Below are 13,985 nucleotides of genomic sequence, written 5' to 3'. Positions count from 1 at the left end.
GAATAGCAAAAAAGGAGCCTCGGCTCCTTTTTTATTCTCTAAAAATAAGTCTAATAAGGTTAATCAACCCTTATGAAACTCACTCTGTAAAGCAAACTGAGTTAACTCTTCTATTACCTGTTTTTTAATTTCTAATTGGTTCTGTGGCAGGAATATCATAACGTTCACTTAATAAAGCGTAATCTTCTTGGCTTAAACTGACCGTTAAGCGAGGACGTTTAGGCTTTTTATGAGTCGGTAAGGCTAATAAGGAACGAATTTGTTCAGAGGGGCTAACGCCTTTATCTAACGCACTACGTCGGATGCTGTATTGCAGTTTACTGTCCATATCGAAGGCAATTTGTACTGCTTTTACAACTTTGGCTGATTGTTGCCATTTTTCAGGTAATTTACCATTTGGCATGTTTAGACTCCCTTGTTTTCATCGTTGTTTATTTTCATCCCTACTTATACCAAAAGAAGTTAAAAGGTGATCAGTATTGCTGGTTAAAATTACTCTAGCGGTGTTGTGAGTATTGAAGTGAGAACAACTATCTCCTGCAACTCACGCCTTGCTAGTGCTAATTTTTCCTACGCAATAGTTGATCACTTCATTACTTCCTTTGGTATTACTTTTCTATTAGCAATTATGATCTTGTCATTTTAAGTTAAAGATTTATTCTTTGGCCCATAATTCAGCTATTTCATTTTCAGGGCGTAGGAATGAAAGATATACATCTGTTTCACCATTTTCAAATATAAATATTTCTACAAAACGTTTTTCTTGACCACCTTGTAAGGAATAATACTCAAATTCTTGCCCGTGATTATCTTCAGTGTATTGTGGTGGTGTTGAGTCTCTGTAGTCCTGCTTATGAAAATACCCTGTTGTCATAAAGTTCTGTTGTATATATTCATCAGCAATCATATCTGCATAGTTGTGATTGTTGGTTAAAGGCTTTAGTCGCGCATTACCTGGTGCTTCAAATATTTCAGAAAAATCATCCATATCAAATAAAGCTTCAACATCATCGCGTGTTAATAATAGGCTGAACTTAATGAGCTTTTGGGGATTGTTAGGAAAACTGAGATAAACTAGTTGTGAGCCACTACCTTGACCAATCACTTGTATATAATGCTCATGTTTAAACTCAAGGGTATTGATATCTGTTACTTGTAATTGCATTTTACGCATTGCCTGGGGTAATGCGAAGCTATCACCAAAGGTGAAGATATCATTTAACTGTAATTCTGAAGCGTTATTTAAGGTACGCGTAGGAAGCGCTTGTTTTTTAGCAAACAGTGATTTCAAAAAACTCATCTTTAACCCTCTTTTTTGGCAAAGCCAAAACGCAAAAAACACGAGCCTTAAAAAGGTCTCGTGTTGTTAGTACTCTAAAAACTATTTAGTTTTTAAGCGATCTAGGATTGATTGTGCACTTGATTGTTGTGCACCAATACCAGCTTCCTGTAACTTAGCTTTTAGTGAGCTATCACCATTTTCTGACTCTAGTTGCTCTGCGACTTTTAATTTATCATCAAAATTAGCTTGTTTCTTTTTAATACGTTCTAAAGAATCTTTGGCATTTAATAGCTTTGAGTTACTTGCTGTGAAGTTACTGGTAATCGCTGATGTTGCTTTTTGCACGCTTTCAGTTGTCTTTACCATGCTCAATTGACGTTTGTAATCAGTTAGTTGACGTTCACTTTTTTTGATTAACTCTTTCAAGCGATCTGCGCTTTTTAGGTAACTTTCGTTAGCTTGCTGTTGATCTGCTTCATTCGCTTCAAGCTCACCAATTTTTTCTGCAACTTCAATGGCTAAAGCTTCGTTACCCTGTTCAAGTGCTTGCAGTGCATAGCCTTCATGCTCTTTGATGCTTGTTTGTAATTGTGCAAGTTCGCGGGTCGCTTGCATTTGTTTTGCCATTACTTCTGTTAGGTCGCGTTTGGCAATGGTGATATGTTTTTCACTATCACGTATTTCTTGTTCAAAAATGCGTGTTGCATTAGCATCAACAATTGCTTCACCGGCTTCAGTTGCGCCACCACGAACCAGCAGTAATAATTTTCTTAAATATACTCATTCTATTTTCCTTACTGATTTGTAACGACTCAGTCTATTTCCATATAGGCTTATTTTGTCGTCGAAAAATGCTTATTTTGTTATATACACAAAAGCGCTAATGTTGAGCTATTTTAAATAGGAGTCCATTTCACTAATAACTTCTAAACTGTTATCACTCAGCGTTACAATTTCTAATTCAATATCATCAAGTGTTGAATTGATTGATAATGCACCAAAAACCACATATTTATCTTCAACTTTTGCAAATGAAGAAAGTGGCATAGGGATATTCATTTCTAACATAGCTTCAATCATATTGGCTTTTAATTCTGGTTTAACTTCATCTTCGCCCCACAAATATGCGATACATAGAATTTGGTTATCACTAACAGAAATAAAAATAGGAATTTCTTCACGACCAACGACTTCAACTTGCAAGACATCAATATCACCATCGATAGGTGTACAGTCAAAATTAAAGCCTGTTTCAGTTGCGTCTTGTAACTGGTTTAAATGGGCCGCTATAGTATGAATATTCATAATGCTCCTTAATTAGGACATTTAATGTCCTGTCTGAAACTAATTTAGTCCGCTTGTCATTATATGTCAAGCAGTTTGATTTTTATTTTTTATCTGTAACGCTAATATTGCGGAGTTAACGTTGTTTTTCAATCTTTAAAGTCATTTATTACTGATCATGTTTCACACAACTGCTAAGTTAGCGCTTTCCTCGTTAAAATAGGTCGCTAAGATGTCTTTACTCACCGATTGTGCCACCCATCACCTTGAAAATTTAAGCGAGCGAGTTGATCTTTCTTTTTGTAATGATGCTCAGCGAAGAAAACTTAACACAATACTAGGTTTAAGTGACTTTATTGCAGGGGCCTTAATCAAGCAACCGACCCTATTAGAAGAATTATACCGTGATGACCTTTTAACGTTATGTGAGCGAACAGAGCATATAAAACAAGAATTAAAAAAGCGTTTAACGCTAACCAATGATGAAACCCAATTGCATACTGTCTTACGTCAATTTAGACGTAAACATATGGTGATTATTGCTTGGCGAGAGTTACTTGGACAAGCTGATTTAAGTGAAAGTTTTAAGCATATTTCGTTTTTAGCGGATCAATTAATTGAGCAAAGCTTAAACTGGTTATACGATAAACAATGCAGTGAACAAGGCACTCCAGTTAATGAACTTGGTGTAAAACAAAACTTATATATCTTTGCGATGGGTAAATTAGGAGGAAGTGAACTCAATTTTTCATCGGATATCGATCTTATTTTCACTTACCCTGAAAAAGGTGAAACGCAGGGGGCTCGTCGCGTGGTTGCTAATCAAACCTTTTTTACCAAACTCGGGCAACGACTGATTGCCGCTTTGCATCAAGTAAGCGTGGATGGCTTTGTATATCGTGTTGATATGCGTTTACGCCCTTTTGGTGATTCAGGTCCTTTAGTGACTAATTTTGCCTCTATTGAAGATTATTATCAAAGTCATGGGCGAGAATGGGAACGATATGCAATGGTGAAAGCGCGGGTGATTGGTGAAGAGGGGAGTATAAAAAAGAGCTAGAGGCAATGTTGCGCCCTTTTGTTTATCGTCGTTATATTGATTTTAGTGCGATTGAATCATTACGTAAAATGAAAACCATGATCAGTACTGAAGTGCGACGCAAGGGGTTAATCGATAATATTAAATTAGGCACAGGTGGTATTCGTGAAATAGAGTTCGTGGCACAGGCTTTCCAGCTTATTCATGGCGGGCGTAACCCTGCGTTACAGTGTAAAGGCTTGCAACAAACCTTAGCTGTGATTGCCGATATGAATATTTTGCCAAAGTCTCGCGTTCAAAGTTTGCTTGATTCCTATCATTTTCTGCGTCGTGTTGAAAATGTGTTACAGCAAATTGCTGACCAGCAAACTCAAACCTTACCTAACAATGAATTAGATAAGTGTCGCTTAATTAAAGTGATGCAATTTGAAGATTGGGATAGTTTCTACCTAGCTTTAAATAAAGTGATGTCTAATGTGCATGAAGAATTTAATTGGGTAATAGGGGAAGCGGAGGAAGACAAGCAAGCAGATCAAGACTTTTGTGAGTTATGGGCCTTAGATCTAACGGCGCAGGAAACCATTAACCTATTAGTAGAAAAGGGTATTAGTGACACATTAGCAACCCAGTTAAGCCAGACTTTAATTTCCTTTAAAAAGGATATTACTAGGCGCCCGATGGGTAATCGAGGCCAAGAAACAATGGAAAAATTGTTGCCTAAAATAGTCGCAAAACTGTTTGCTTTTGAGATGCCTGATGAATTAATGCAACGCCTTGCAGACTTATTATTAAAAATTATGCATCGAACCGCTTATTTAGAGCTACTTAATGAAAATGATGGGGCGCTTAATCAGTTATTAACTTTATGTAATGCAAGTAAACGTATTAGTTTTCAGTTAGGTCGTCATCCCATTTTATTAGATGAATTGCTTGATCCACAGCATCTGTATCATCCCTCGGAATTAGTGAATTATAAAAGTGACCTTCAGCAATTTATGTTACGTGTACCTGAAGATGATATGGAACATCAAATGGAAGCACTACGCCAATTTAAGCAAATGCAGTTTTTACGTATCGCGTACTGCTGATATTGTAGGAACAATAGAGTTACCAAAAGTAAGTGATCACTTAACCTATTTGAGTGATGCCATTATGAACTACGTTATTCACATTGCCTGGGCGCAAATGGTAGAAAAATTTGGTGTACCAAGCAATGTGCTTAATACCGATCGTAAAGGTTTTGCGGTGATAGGTTACGGCAAAATGGGGGATTTGAATTAGGGTATGGCTCTGATCTTGATGTGGTTTTTTTGCATGATACAGAAGTGAAAGGACAAACCAACGGACGCCGTACGATTGATAATCAGCTTTTTTATTTTCGTCTCGCTCAACGCATTATTCACCTGTTTAGTACACGCACTAATTCTGGTGTGTTATATGAAATTGATATGCGCTTACGCCCATCTGGTGATTCTGGGCCTTTAGTTGCCGGTATGCTTGGTTACGAGAAGTACTTACGAAATGATGCCTGGACGTGGGAGCGACAAGCACTGGTTCGTGCACGAGCAATCTTTTTTGATGACGTATTACTGGAGCAGTTTAATCGTATCCGTGTATCTGTGTTATCTATTAAACGCGATAAAGCTAAATTAGCCACAGAAGTAGCAGAGATGCGTAAAAAAATGCGTGAGTACCTTTGTCATGCTGATAAAGGACTATTCGATCTTAAACAATCGCCGGGAGGCATGGTTGATATAGAATTTATTGCTCAGTATTTGGTGCTTGCCTATGCCTTTGAAAGTGATGCCTGTTTGTGTCAGTGGTCTGATAATTTGCGTATTTTTGAAGCTTGTAAAAATCAAAAACTATTAACAAATAAACAACAGCAGTCTTTGGTTAAGGCATATTGTGCTATTCGTGATGCAACACATAGATTAACCCTCAATAAACAAAAACGTATTGTTGATGAAGTTAAATTTGAGCAAGAGCGTCAAGCGGTAATTGAAGTTTGGAAACAGTTTTTAAGCGAATAATGCAGAAAGGTGTTTTGAGTAAACCGAAAGTTCAGCTTACTCAAAACATTTTAATAAATATGCATCAATAGAAGGATGCTTCACCCTCTGGGCGTGTTTTAAAGCGTTTGTGCATCCACATATATTGGTCGTCACACTCTGCAACCATTTTTTCAATTTGTTGATTGGTTGTGTGTGTATCTGCTACTAAATCTTTACTAGGAAAGTCTTTTAAGGCAGGATAAAAAATCAATTCATAACCTTCATTCGCAGGTAAACGCTTTAAAAAAACAGGAATAACACAGCTATCCTTTACTTTGGCAAGCGTACTTGTTCCCGACACTGTGTTGACATTTTCAACGGCAAAGAAAGGCGCAAAAACGCTACTTTTATGTTTCCCGTAGTCATGATCTGGGGCGTACCATAATGCATCTTTATTTTTTAATACACGTAACATACCTTTAAAATCACGTCTGTCTAACATGGCTTTATGTTCGCGCATTCTTCCCCAATAAAACCAATAATCAAGTACTGGGTTACTATGTTTTCGGTATACTGCATGGCAAGGACGAGTTAGACCGAGGGCGCGAGCACCTATTTCTAATGTTAGAAAATGTGCACCTAAAAAAATAGTACCTTGGCCATTAATAATCGCTTTATCAACATGTTCAGAGCCTCGTACTTTTAATAAACCACGTACTCGCCAACTCGGCCAAAACCAAGCCATTCCCATCTCTAGTAATGCGATACCGCTGTTTTCAAAATTCAGACGTACTTTGTCCTCAACTTCTTGTTCGGAAAGGTCGGGAAAAGAATGAATAAGGTTACATCTTGCAATATGTTGTCTCTTTTTTGCAAAAGGCATCGCTGTTCGGCCAAGTATTTTACCAATAAATATCAAGGTGCTATAGGGTAAAAGAGAACTGATAAATAAGGTACCAATGCCTAACCATGCGAGCCAATATTTAGGGTGACAGAAAGCAATTTTTAATTTGTATGAATCCATAATGACCACTAGAGTGAAAGTAGAATAAATAATTCTACCTAATCTGCATAGAAATGCCTATTTTGTCTTTGATTCTTTTTAGAAATCCTAATCTACTCTAATAACTTACGCGCGAGTTCAGTTAGTTGCTTTTTATTTACTTTAATTCCCTGTTGGGCTGGCATAGTGAAATAATGCAAAGGGCGCTTAAAACTAATAAGCTTGCCTGAAATGAATTGTTTAAGTTGTTTCGGGCTGTTCCTCTGCTTTCCATTTTATAAATGCAATAGGTCGCTGGCCGTATAGAGCGTCTTGTATCGGTAAAACATAGGCCTGTGACAATCCTGGAAAAGTTAACAATACTTTTTCAATTTCTTCGGGTTGGATGTTTTCTCCTCCGGAAATGAATTGACGATCTTTACGGCCAATAATTTTGATCTCTTTTTTATTGATTTCACCGAGATCAGAACTTGCAAAATATTCATTATCAGCAATTAATGGTTGTTGGAAATAACCCACAAAACGTGTTTCTCCGGCAAGCATAATTTCTTTATCCGACAGTTTCATTTTTCGATATGGCAAAAGGGTTAATATTTCGTTGTTAGTGGATGTTGCTATTTGCGAAGCCATTTCCGTTGAACCATAACTGAGGTGATAGGTGAAACCACGATCTCGAGTTTGTTGTAAGCACTTTTTAGGGAAACTACTACCTCCTAATAATAAGTGCTTAATTGATAATGAACTTTCTTGAAACAGAGGATCTTCTAATAATTGTATAAGCTGGCTACATACAAGTGAAAGGTGTGTCGTTTGTTGCCGTTGTAAAAGTTGGCTATTAATTTTAGCTTCTAATATTTGCAAGGTAGCACCAGCCAGCAGGGTGCGCATAACGGTGGCATAACCACTAATATGGAAAATTGGCAGGCTAAGTAGGTTTTTATCCCCAAGGGTTAAAGGAATAACACTCTGAGAGCCTAATGCACTGTAATAATGATTGCTAAAATGATGCATTACCGCCTTAGGTGCTCCGTCTGCTACCTGAGGTGAAAATGATGCTAATGACATTAAACTTGTCTATTGAAAAGGCTTCAAGATCAATTTCAGATTGCTTGGCTGTTTTTGCTAACTCCAAGTCAAAATTGACTGCTAGGTTATTTTTTTCATTGTCTTGATGCCATATAAAGGGCGTTTTTAACACAGCTAAACGCTTATTAACTTCGGCTTCGTTGAATTTGGCATTAATCGGGCAAAAAATAAAACCACAACGTAGACAGGCAAGTTGCAACAGGACCAAAGCAACACTATTTGTGGCAATACAGGCAAGTCTGTCTGCTTCTTTCATGGATAAAGCTTTTAGCTGTAATGTGACACTTTCAACCTGTAAATGAAGTTCGCCAAAGGTAATACTTTGCTTATCTGTCTGTAGTGCGATTTGCTGTGGATTGTGCTTTGCTTGCCATGCAACGGGACAGTAGCTGAGTTGTTTGTCTATCTGTTGCCTATCCATAAAAGCTCCAATTGTTTGCAATCTTGTTGTATTTTATCTTCATTCTTCAATAAATTACCCTTGAAGTATTTTAAGGTATCAATGCCTAAGGATATAACTAGCGATTGTGAGTCAGGTTGACCTAAATAGTGATTAGCTAAGTTTTTTAGTTGTTGTAAGCCAACCACTGACTCAAAACTGGAGCTGAAACTAACTAAAATATGATGCTGTTTAGCGAGTGTAATATATTGGTCAATCACTTGTTTGCTACCAACTAAACTGGGTTTGATAATGAAAGCTTTAATAAAAGGGTGGTGCCAATAATGAAAATCAGTTTGTTGCAGGGTTTCATCCAAACCTAAATAGATTTGATATTTTTCTGCAAGTTGCAGATTAACTTGATGATCACAAGTAGGTTCTTCAATGTAATCTAGTTTTTGGGTTTCTATTGCACTAAAAAATAAGTTCGCTTGTTGCTTGTTCCAAGCTTGGTTGGCATCACACCTAATTTTTATGAGAGGGTTAAGTTGACACAATTGCTGGAAAACTAAAATATCACTATCAACTGTGTTTCTGGCTACTTTTAACTTTATTAAGTTTGGATAAGCTAAGCTTTGATATTGCTGAGTGATGGCCTTGCAGTCACCCTGTAACAGGGGAACATTTTCCATATTATTCAACTGCTGTTGTTCTTGTTTAGGACAATAAGGAAAAAAGCAATCTAAGGCAAATTGTACACTTTTGAAGCCACTTTTATATGACGTGACTTGTGTTAAGTTGGTTGATAATAATTGTATTATTTCAGTTTTAACTTGTGAGAGTCTTTCTTGGCTAAAACCGGGTAAAGGCGCGATTTCACTATAATATTGGTCATTATTGCTATCTTGAAGTTGTAAGATTAAACCTTCTCGGTGGTTTAAATGCGCTGTTTTAAAACGCATTGGGGTTTGCAAGGGAAGCTGATAAGCAAATAGTTTGGCTTGGGTTATGCTCAATTGAGATTTATTGAACATATTGTAAAGCTACACGAGAAGTAAGCTTAGTGACTAACTCATAAGCGATTGTACCGATATGATTCGCCACATCGTTGACGGGCAATCCTTCTCCCCAAAGAGTCACTTCATCACCCTCTTTATCTTTATTATTTAGGCCTAAATCCACGGTTAACATATCCATTGAAACGCGTCCTACGATTGGTACAACACGCCCATTAACTAAAACAGGTGTACCTTCAGGTGCCATACGTGGGTAGCCATCACCGTAACCTATAGCAACCACCCCTAATTTTGTATCCTTCTGCGCTGTCCAACTTGCTCCGTAACCAACACTTTCACCCGCTTGATGGCAACGCACTGCAATAAGTTGTGATTTAAGTGTCATTACGGGTTTTAAACTAAATTCACTGGCTGATTTATTATTAAAAGGGGAAGCGCCATAAAGAGCAATACCTGGGCGAATAATATCCGCATGGGTTTCTGGCCAAGCGAGTATCGCCGCAGAGTTTGCTGCTGAGTTTAAACCACTATTGCTTTTTGTATGGGAAACAAACTTTTTAAATTGAATCGCTGTTATTTCTTTACCTAACTCATCCGCACAATTAAAGTGAGTGATTAAATTAATAGGTTTACAAACATTTTTAGTGTTTTCTAACAATTGATAAGCTTGATCGAACTGTTTCACCATGAAAACCCAAACGATGCATGCCAGTATCGAGTTTTAGCCAAATTTTAAGTGGTGAGTTCGATTCACTATTCACAATTGCATTAAGTCTGCTGTTGCGAATGCACTACGGTTTCTAGGTTATAGTTAATCAGGGTTTGCATATCATCTGCATGGAAAAAACCTTCCAGCAATACAATAGGGGTTGTAATACCAGCTTCACGTAACATCACAGCTTCATTTAAACGCGCTACTCCAAGTGCGTAAATACTCGATAAGTGACGTGCAATTTCAATCATTCCATGTCCGTAAGCATTTGCTTTAACGACGGCTAAAATCTGGCTGTTAGAGGCCTGTGCTTGCAGGAGTTGTTGATTATGTTGTAAAGCTTTCAAATTAATCAAGGCACGTGTAATGCTGGTGTTATTCATCTTGGTAGCTAGCACCTGTGTACTCATCAAAGCGAGAATAGCGACCTTGGAAGGTTAAGCGCACTTTACCTATTGGTCCATTACGCTGTTTACCAATAATGATTTCAGCGATGCCTTTATCGTTACTGTCTTCGTGATAAACCTCGTCACGATAAATGAACATAATTAAATCGGCATCCTGCTCTATCGCACCAGATTCACGTAAATCTGAGTTAATTGGGCGTTTATCGGCGCGTTGCTCAAGTCCACGGTTAAGCTGAGAAAGCGCGATAACGGGGCAACGTAATTCCTTTGCTAAGGCTTTTAAGGAGCGTGATATTTCAGAAATCTCTAGGGTTCTGTTTTCACTTAGCGAAGGAACGCGCATTAATTGTAGATAATCGATCATGATCATGCTCACCCCGCCGTGATCACGTGCGATACGACGAGCGCGGGATCTTAATTCGGTTGGCGTTAAACCTGAACTATCATCAATGAACATCTTGCCCTGATTAAGTAATATTGACATGGTTGAGGATAGTGATGCCCAATCATTTTCATCTAAGGCACCAGTTCGGATTTTACCTTGGTCAATACGCCCTAAAGATGCCAGCATACGATTCATGATTTGATCTGCAGGCATTTCTAAGGAGAAAATAATCGTTGGCTTGTCGGCGTTTAAAGCGCGTGTTCTGCAAGGTTCATGGCAAAGGTGGTTTTACCCATTGAAGGACGTGCGGCTACAATGATTAAATCACCATCTTGGAATCCAGTAGTCATCTGATCTAGATCGTTGTAACCTGATGATAATCCAGTAATACCATCTCGTGGGTTTTTACACAGGTCATCGATTCTTGCGACTGTCGCTTTTAAAATATCTTTAAGTGCTTGAGGGCCTTCATTTTTATTACTTCTAGCCTCAGCAATTTGGAAAACCTTGGTTTCTGCAAAGTCTAATAGTTCGCCACTATCACGCCCTTCCGTTTCATAACCTGCTTCAGCGATTTCATTAGCCACACCAATTAGTTCACGTACTACGGCGCGTTCACGAACAATATCTGAATAGTTGTTGATATTAGCGAGCACTGGGTGTGTTCTGTAACAATTCGGCTAAATAAGCGATGCCGCCAATGCCATCAAGCTCTTGATTGTTTTCAAGCTTTTCTGACAAGGTAACTAAATCAACGGGAATGTCTTCGCTACTTAAACTTTCAATGGTGGCAAAAATAGTACGGTGTGCACGATGATAAAAATCGCGTTCAACCACGCGTTTCTGCGACATCATTCCAGGCTTCATTATTGAGTAATAACCCTCCTATGACCGCTTGCTCCGCTTCAAAGGAATGAGGTACCGACTTTATTGGGGAAAGCGTTTTTGTTTTACTCTTTGGAGAATATGGACCATTGTCTGCCATGTTTAATCCTAACGGTTTTAAGGGTGATACTAAAAAGAGAACTTTATCCTTTGTAGGGAGAACCTACTGCGACGACATGCCTTTAATATTTATTTCTATCTAACCAGGGTTTGATGGTCAAATATTTAAGTCGCTTACTCTAGCAAAAGCGACCGTGAATATCACTTGTAAATTTTCATTCCTGTTAAGGAAAGTCTTCGCCTCGATTGTATTGATATTAGAATGCTAGTTTTGTGTTAATATGGAAAATTCGTACTGACTTATTTTAGGTGGTTGAGTGTTAGCAAAAGGTTCTTTATTTTCTCGTTTAATCAATCGTCTTTGGGTGACCAGTAAACATGTGCCATTTGATGCGATCACAGAATTAAATATTGACCTTCAGCGCCCGATTATTTATGTGGTGGAGCAAAATAATGCCAGTGATTTATTAGGACTGCAGGCAAGTTGTAAACAGGCTGGTTTGCCTGACCCTTATCAAACGATTGATATTAATGGTGAGCAAATAAGTTCACTTATTTTTATTCATAATTGGTCATTCTTTTCGCCAAATACCCCACAACTTCAAGATGCGCCTTATCTAACACAATATCAGCAACTTTTAGACTTACATCAAGCCGATAATAGTTTAGATGTTCAATTAATTCCTGTTACTTTTTATTGGGGAAGAAACCCTGGGCGAGCCGGGAAAAAATCATTTTTGATTTAAATGAACAAGGTCAGGTTGGTTTATTTCATAAATCATTAATTGTACTAAAAAGTGGCAAGGATCATTTAATACGCTTTAATCAGCCTATTTCAATTAAACATTTAAGCCAACGAGGTGAACAGCAACAACTTGCTCATAAGTTAGCCAAGGTTGCGATGCGTTATTTTAATTTTCAAAAACGCAGTAGTATTGGACCTAAGCTACCTGCTCGAAAAAAGATGATTGAGGCTGTGTTAGCACAACCCACTTTACGTCAGGTTATACAACAAACAGCCCTTAATTCGTCACAGTCTGAAAAACAGGTAGAAGCGCAATGCCGTGCTTATCTATATGAAATCAGCGCTAACTTTTCTTATCCGTTTTTGCGTTTCTTTCGTGTTATTTTAAAGGGGATTTGGAACAAAATTTATCGTGGCATCGAAGTGCATCATGCACAAGCTGTTAGACAAGCTTGCCAAAGTGGTGCTGAGGTAATTTATATGCCTTGCCATCGAAGTCATATGGATTATCTTTTACTTTCTTATCTTTTATTTGAACAGGGACTTGTTCCTCCGCATATTCTTCGCTGGAGTGAATCTTAACTTTTTCCCAGCAGGACCAGTTTTCAGACGCTCCGGGGCTTTCTTTTTACGCCGAACCTTTAAAGATAGCCCTCTATACGGTGCGGTGTTTAATGCTTATTTTGCGATGTTATTTAAGCAGGGTTACCCGATTGAATTTTTTACCGAGGGAGGTCGTAGTAGAAACGGGGTTATTGTTACAACCGAAAACAGGGTTATTGTCTGCCTCGCTTGATACCTATTTAAAGCAACCAGATCGAAATGTGATTATTGTTCCTATTTATATTGGTTATGACCACATAATGGAAGTAAGCACTTATGTTAAAGAGCAAGCAGGCAAAAAGAAAGAACGCGAGAATGTTTGGCAAGTATTAGGCATTGTTAAAAAGTTAAGTAATTTTGGTAGAGCATTTGTAAACTTTGGGGAGCCGATTAATATTAAGCAACATTTTGACCAGGCATTACCTGATTGGCGTCAAGGTAATGTGTCGGATGAGCAATTAAAACAGCAAGTCGCACTGGTTGCACAAAAAGTAATGATCAATATTAATGAAGCAACGGCGGTTAATGCATTACCCCTGTGTCGTCGCCGTTTTATTAGCGAATCAAATTCATAAAGTAAGTGAAGTGTTATTTCTAAAGCATCTCGATTGGCACCAACAGTGGCTCGCACTGAATGCTAAGGGTAGTCTAGTAACTTATCAAAAAACTAGCGCACAGGAAGTCTTACAGCAAGGGCTAGCGCAACAAAAATTTGAACATAATGACGCTGTAGTGAGTTGCACAGAAAGTCAGGCACTGATACTTAATTATTATCGTAATAATATTGTTCACCTTTTTGTTTTGCCGAGTTTAGTTTGTCATTCAATTGATAGTTTAATCTCTGAACAAATTGATTTGACCTTACAAAATATTGATAAACATAGCCAAGATGCACTTTCTGTGGTGCAACAAAGTTATTTTTTAAATTCAGAAAATGACCCTAGTGAAGTGATGACAGAGACAATCAATAAGCTGGTTAAATTGGATATACTCACTGTGCATAATGAAGTTTATCAAGTATTAGATGAAACATTATTTATGCTTTTGAAAGGGCATCTTGATAACCCATTTGATAAACCAACGTTAGCGAATTAAAATCCCTATA

Annotated in this window: 15 protein-coding genes and 4 pseudogenes; 9 read left to right on the top strand and 10 right to left on the bottom strand. The window is 37.9% G+C overall.

The genetic code is table 11. The features are described 5' to 3' along the window. Positions 1-63: 63 nt before the first annotated feature. The 4 genes and pseudogenes from ACLKMH_RS02095 to ACLKMH_RS02080 all read right to left on the bottom strand — a co-directional run bounded on the left by ACLKMH_RS02095 (position 64) and on the right by ACLKMH_RS02080 (position 2,587). Positions 64-403: pseudogene (locus ACLKMH_RS02095) on the bottom strand (hypothetical protein). A gap of 252 nt (positions 404-655) precedes the next feature. Further along, on the bottom strand, positions 656-1,300 hold the full coding sequence (locus ACLKMH_RS02090; RefSeq protein ID WP_413700684.1) for a hypothetical protein: 645 nt from the start codon (positions 1,298-1,300) through the stop codon (positions 656-658). A gap of 81 nt (positions 1,301-1,381) precedes the next feature. Next, on the bottom strand, positions 1,382-2,041 hold the full coding sequence (locus tag ACLKMH_RS02085) for a PspA/IM30 family protein (RefSeq protein WP_413702234.1): 660 nt from the start codon (positions 2,039-2,041) through the stop codon (positions 1,382-1,384). 132 nt (positions 2,042-2,173) lie between these two features. Then, positions 2,174-2,587: a YjfI family protein gene (locus tag ACLKMH_RS02080; protein WP_413700683.1), complete on the bottom strand. Its 414-nt coding sequence runs from the start codon at positions 2,585-2,587 to the stop codon at positions 2,174-2,176. Positions 2,588-2,798: 211 nt separating this feature from the next. Between ACLKMH_RS02080 and ACLKMH_RS02075 the strand changes: the two genes are divergently transcribed. The 4 genes and pseudogenes from ACLKMH_RS02075 (at position 2,799) to ACLKMH_RS02060 (ending at position 5,638) form a co-directional block, all read left to right on the top strand. After that, positions 2,799-3,626: a hypothetical protein gene (locus ACLKMH_RS02075; RefSeq protein ID WP_413700682.1), complete on the top strand. Its 828-nt coding sequence runs from the start codon at positions 2,799-2,801 to the stop codon at positions 3,624-3,626. Positions 3,627-3,631: 5 nt separating this feature from the next. Beyond that, positions 3,632-4,693, top strand: coding sequence for a hypothetical protein (locus tag ACLKMH_RS02070; RefSeq protein ID WP_413700681.1), 1,062 nt, complete (start codon positions 3,632-3,634; stop codon positions 4,691-4,693). Continuing rightward, positions 4,620-5,149: pseudogene (locus tag ACLKMH_RS02065) on the top strand (hypothetical protein); the annotation flags it as partial. The gene ACLKMH_RS02070 and the pseudogene ACLKMH_RS02065, both read left to right, overlap by 74 nt. Positions 5,150-5,275: 126 nt before the next feature. Then, complete coding sequence (locus ACLKMH_RS02060; RefSeq protein ID WP_413702233.1) at positions 5,276-5,638, top strand: hypothetical protein; 363 nt, start codon at positions 5,276-5,278, stop codon at positions 5,636-5,638. A gap of 64 nt (positions 5,639-5,702) precedes the next feature. Here the strand turns inward: ACLKMH_RS02060 and lpxL are convergent, their stop codons facing one another. The 6 genes and pseudogenes from lpxL to dnaB all read right to left on the bottom strand — a co-directional run bounded on the left by lpxL (position 5,703) and on the right by dnaB (position 11,572). Beyond that, entirely contained in the window at positions 5,703-6,623 is a 921-nt protein-coding gene (gene lpxL / locus ACLKMH_RS02055; RefSeq protein ID WP_413700680.1) for an LpxL/LpxP family Kdo(2)-lipid IV(A) lauroyl/palmitoleoyl acyltransferase, read from the bottom strand. Between the two features lie 219 nt (positions 6,624-6,842). Further along, on the bottom strand, positions 6,843-7,667 hold the full coding sequence (locus ACLKMH_RS02050; protein WP_413700679.1) for an AMP-binding protein: 825 nt from the start codon (positions 7,665-7,667) through the stop codon (positions 6,843-6,845). Further along, the gene (locus ACLKMH_RS02045; RefSeq protein WP_413700678.1) at positions 7,621-8,109 is read right to left on the bottom strand and encodes an AMP-binding protein; all 489 of its coding nucleotides are present in this window, start codon (positions 8,107-8,109) and stop codon (positions 7,621-7,623) included. Before ACLKMH_RS02045 ends, ACLKMH_RS02050 begins: the two co-directional genes overlap by 47 nt. Continuing rightward, entirely contained in the window at positions 8,091-9,101 is a 1,011-nt protein-coding gene (gene menC / locus ACLKMH_RS02040) for an o-succinylbenzoate synthase (RefSeq protein WP_413700677.1), read from the bottom strand. Before menC ends, ACLKMH_RS02045 begins: the two co-directional genes overlap by 19 nt. Continuing rightward, positions 9,091-10,178, bottom strand: a pseudogene (alr, locus tag ACLKMH_RS02035) (alanine racemase). Before alr ends, menC begins: the two are co-directional and overlap by 11 nt. Continuing rightward, positions 10,171-11,572: pseudogene (gene dnaB, locus ACLKMH_RS02030) on the bottom strand (replicative DNA helicase). The pseudogenes alr and dnaB overlap by 8 nt, the downstream one beginning before the upstream one ends. A 277-nt stretch (positions 11,573-11,849) precedes the next feature. Between dnaB and ACLKMH_RS02025 the strand changes: the two are divergent. From ACLKMH_RS02025 to ACLKMH_RS02005, 5 genes are read left to right on the top strand one after another with little or no spacing between them, the layout of a single operon-like run. After that, positions 11,850-12,278, top strand: coding sequence for a hypothetical protein (locus tag ACLKMH_RS02025; RefSeq protein ID WP_413700676.1), 429 nt, complete (start codon positions 11,850-11,852; stop codon positions 12,276-12,278). Beyond that, positions 12,230-12,859: a 1-acyl-sn-glycerol-3-phosphate acyltransferase gene (locus tag ACLKMH_RS02020; protein ID WP_413700675.1), complete on the top strand. Its 630-nt coding sequence runs from the start codon at positions 12,230-12,232 to the stop codon at positions 12,857-12,859. Before ACLKMH_RS02025 ends, ACLKMH_RS02020 begins: the two co-directional genes overlap by 49 nt. Next, positions 12,849-13,073 carry a 1-acyl-sn-glycerol-3-phosphate acyltransferase gene (locus tag ACLKMH_RS02015; RefSeq protein WP_413700674.1) on the top strand — a complete coding sequence of 75 codons (225 nt, stop codon included), beginning with the start codon at positions 12,849-12,851 and terminating at the stop codon, positions 13,071-13,073. Before ACLKMH_RS02020 ends, ACLKMH_RS02015 begins: the two co-directional genes overlap by 11 nt. Continuing rightward, positions 12,991-13,455, top strand: coding sequence for a hypothetical protein (locus ACLKMH_RS02010; RefSeq protein WP_413700673.1), 465 nt, complete (start codon positions 12,991-12,993; stop codon positions 13,453-13,455). The genes ACLKMH_RS02015 and ACLKMH_RS02010 overlap by 83 nt, the downstream gene beginning before the upstream one ends. After that, the gene (locus ACLKMH_RS02005) at positions 13,406-13,975 is read left to right on the top strand and encodes a hypothetical protein (protein WP_413700672.1); all 570 of its coding nucleotides are present in this window, start codon (positions 13,406-13,408) and stop codon (positions 13,973-13,975) included. The genes ACLKMH_RS02010 and ACLKMH_RS02005 overlap by 50 nt, the downstream gene beginning before the upstream one ends. Positions 13,976-13,985 lie beyond the last annotated feature (10 nt).

The sequence above is a fragment of the Psychromonas sp. KJ10-10 genome (assembly GCF_047323245.1).
GTDB lineage: Bacteria > Pseudomonadota > Gammaproteobacteria > Enterobacterales > Psychromonadaceae > Psychromonas.
This window is presented reverse-complemented; position numbering and strand designations above follow the sequence as displayed.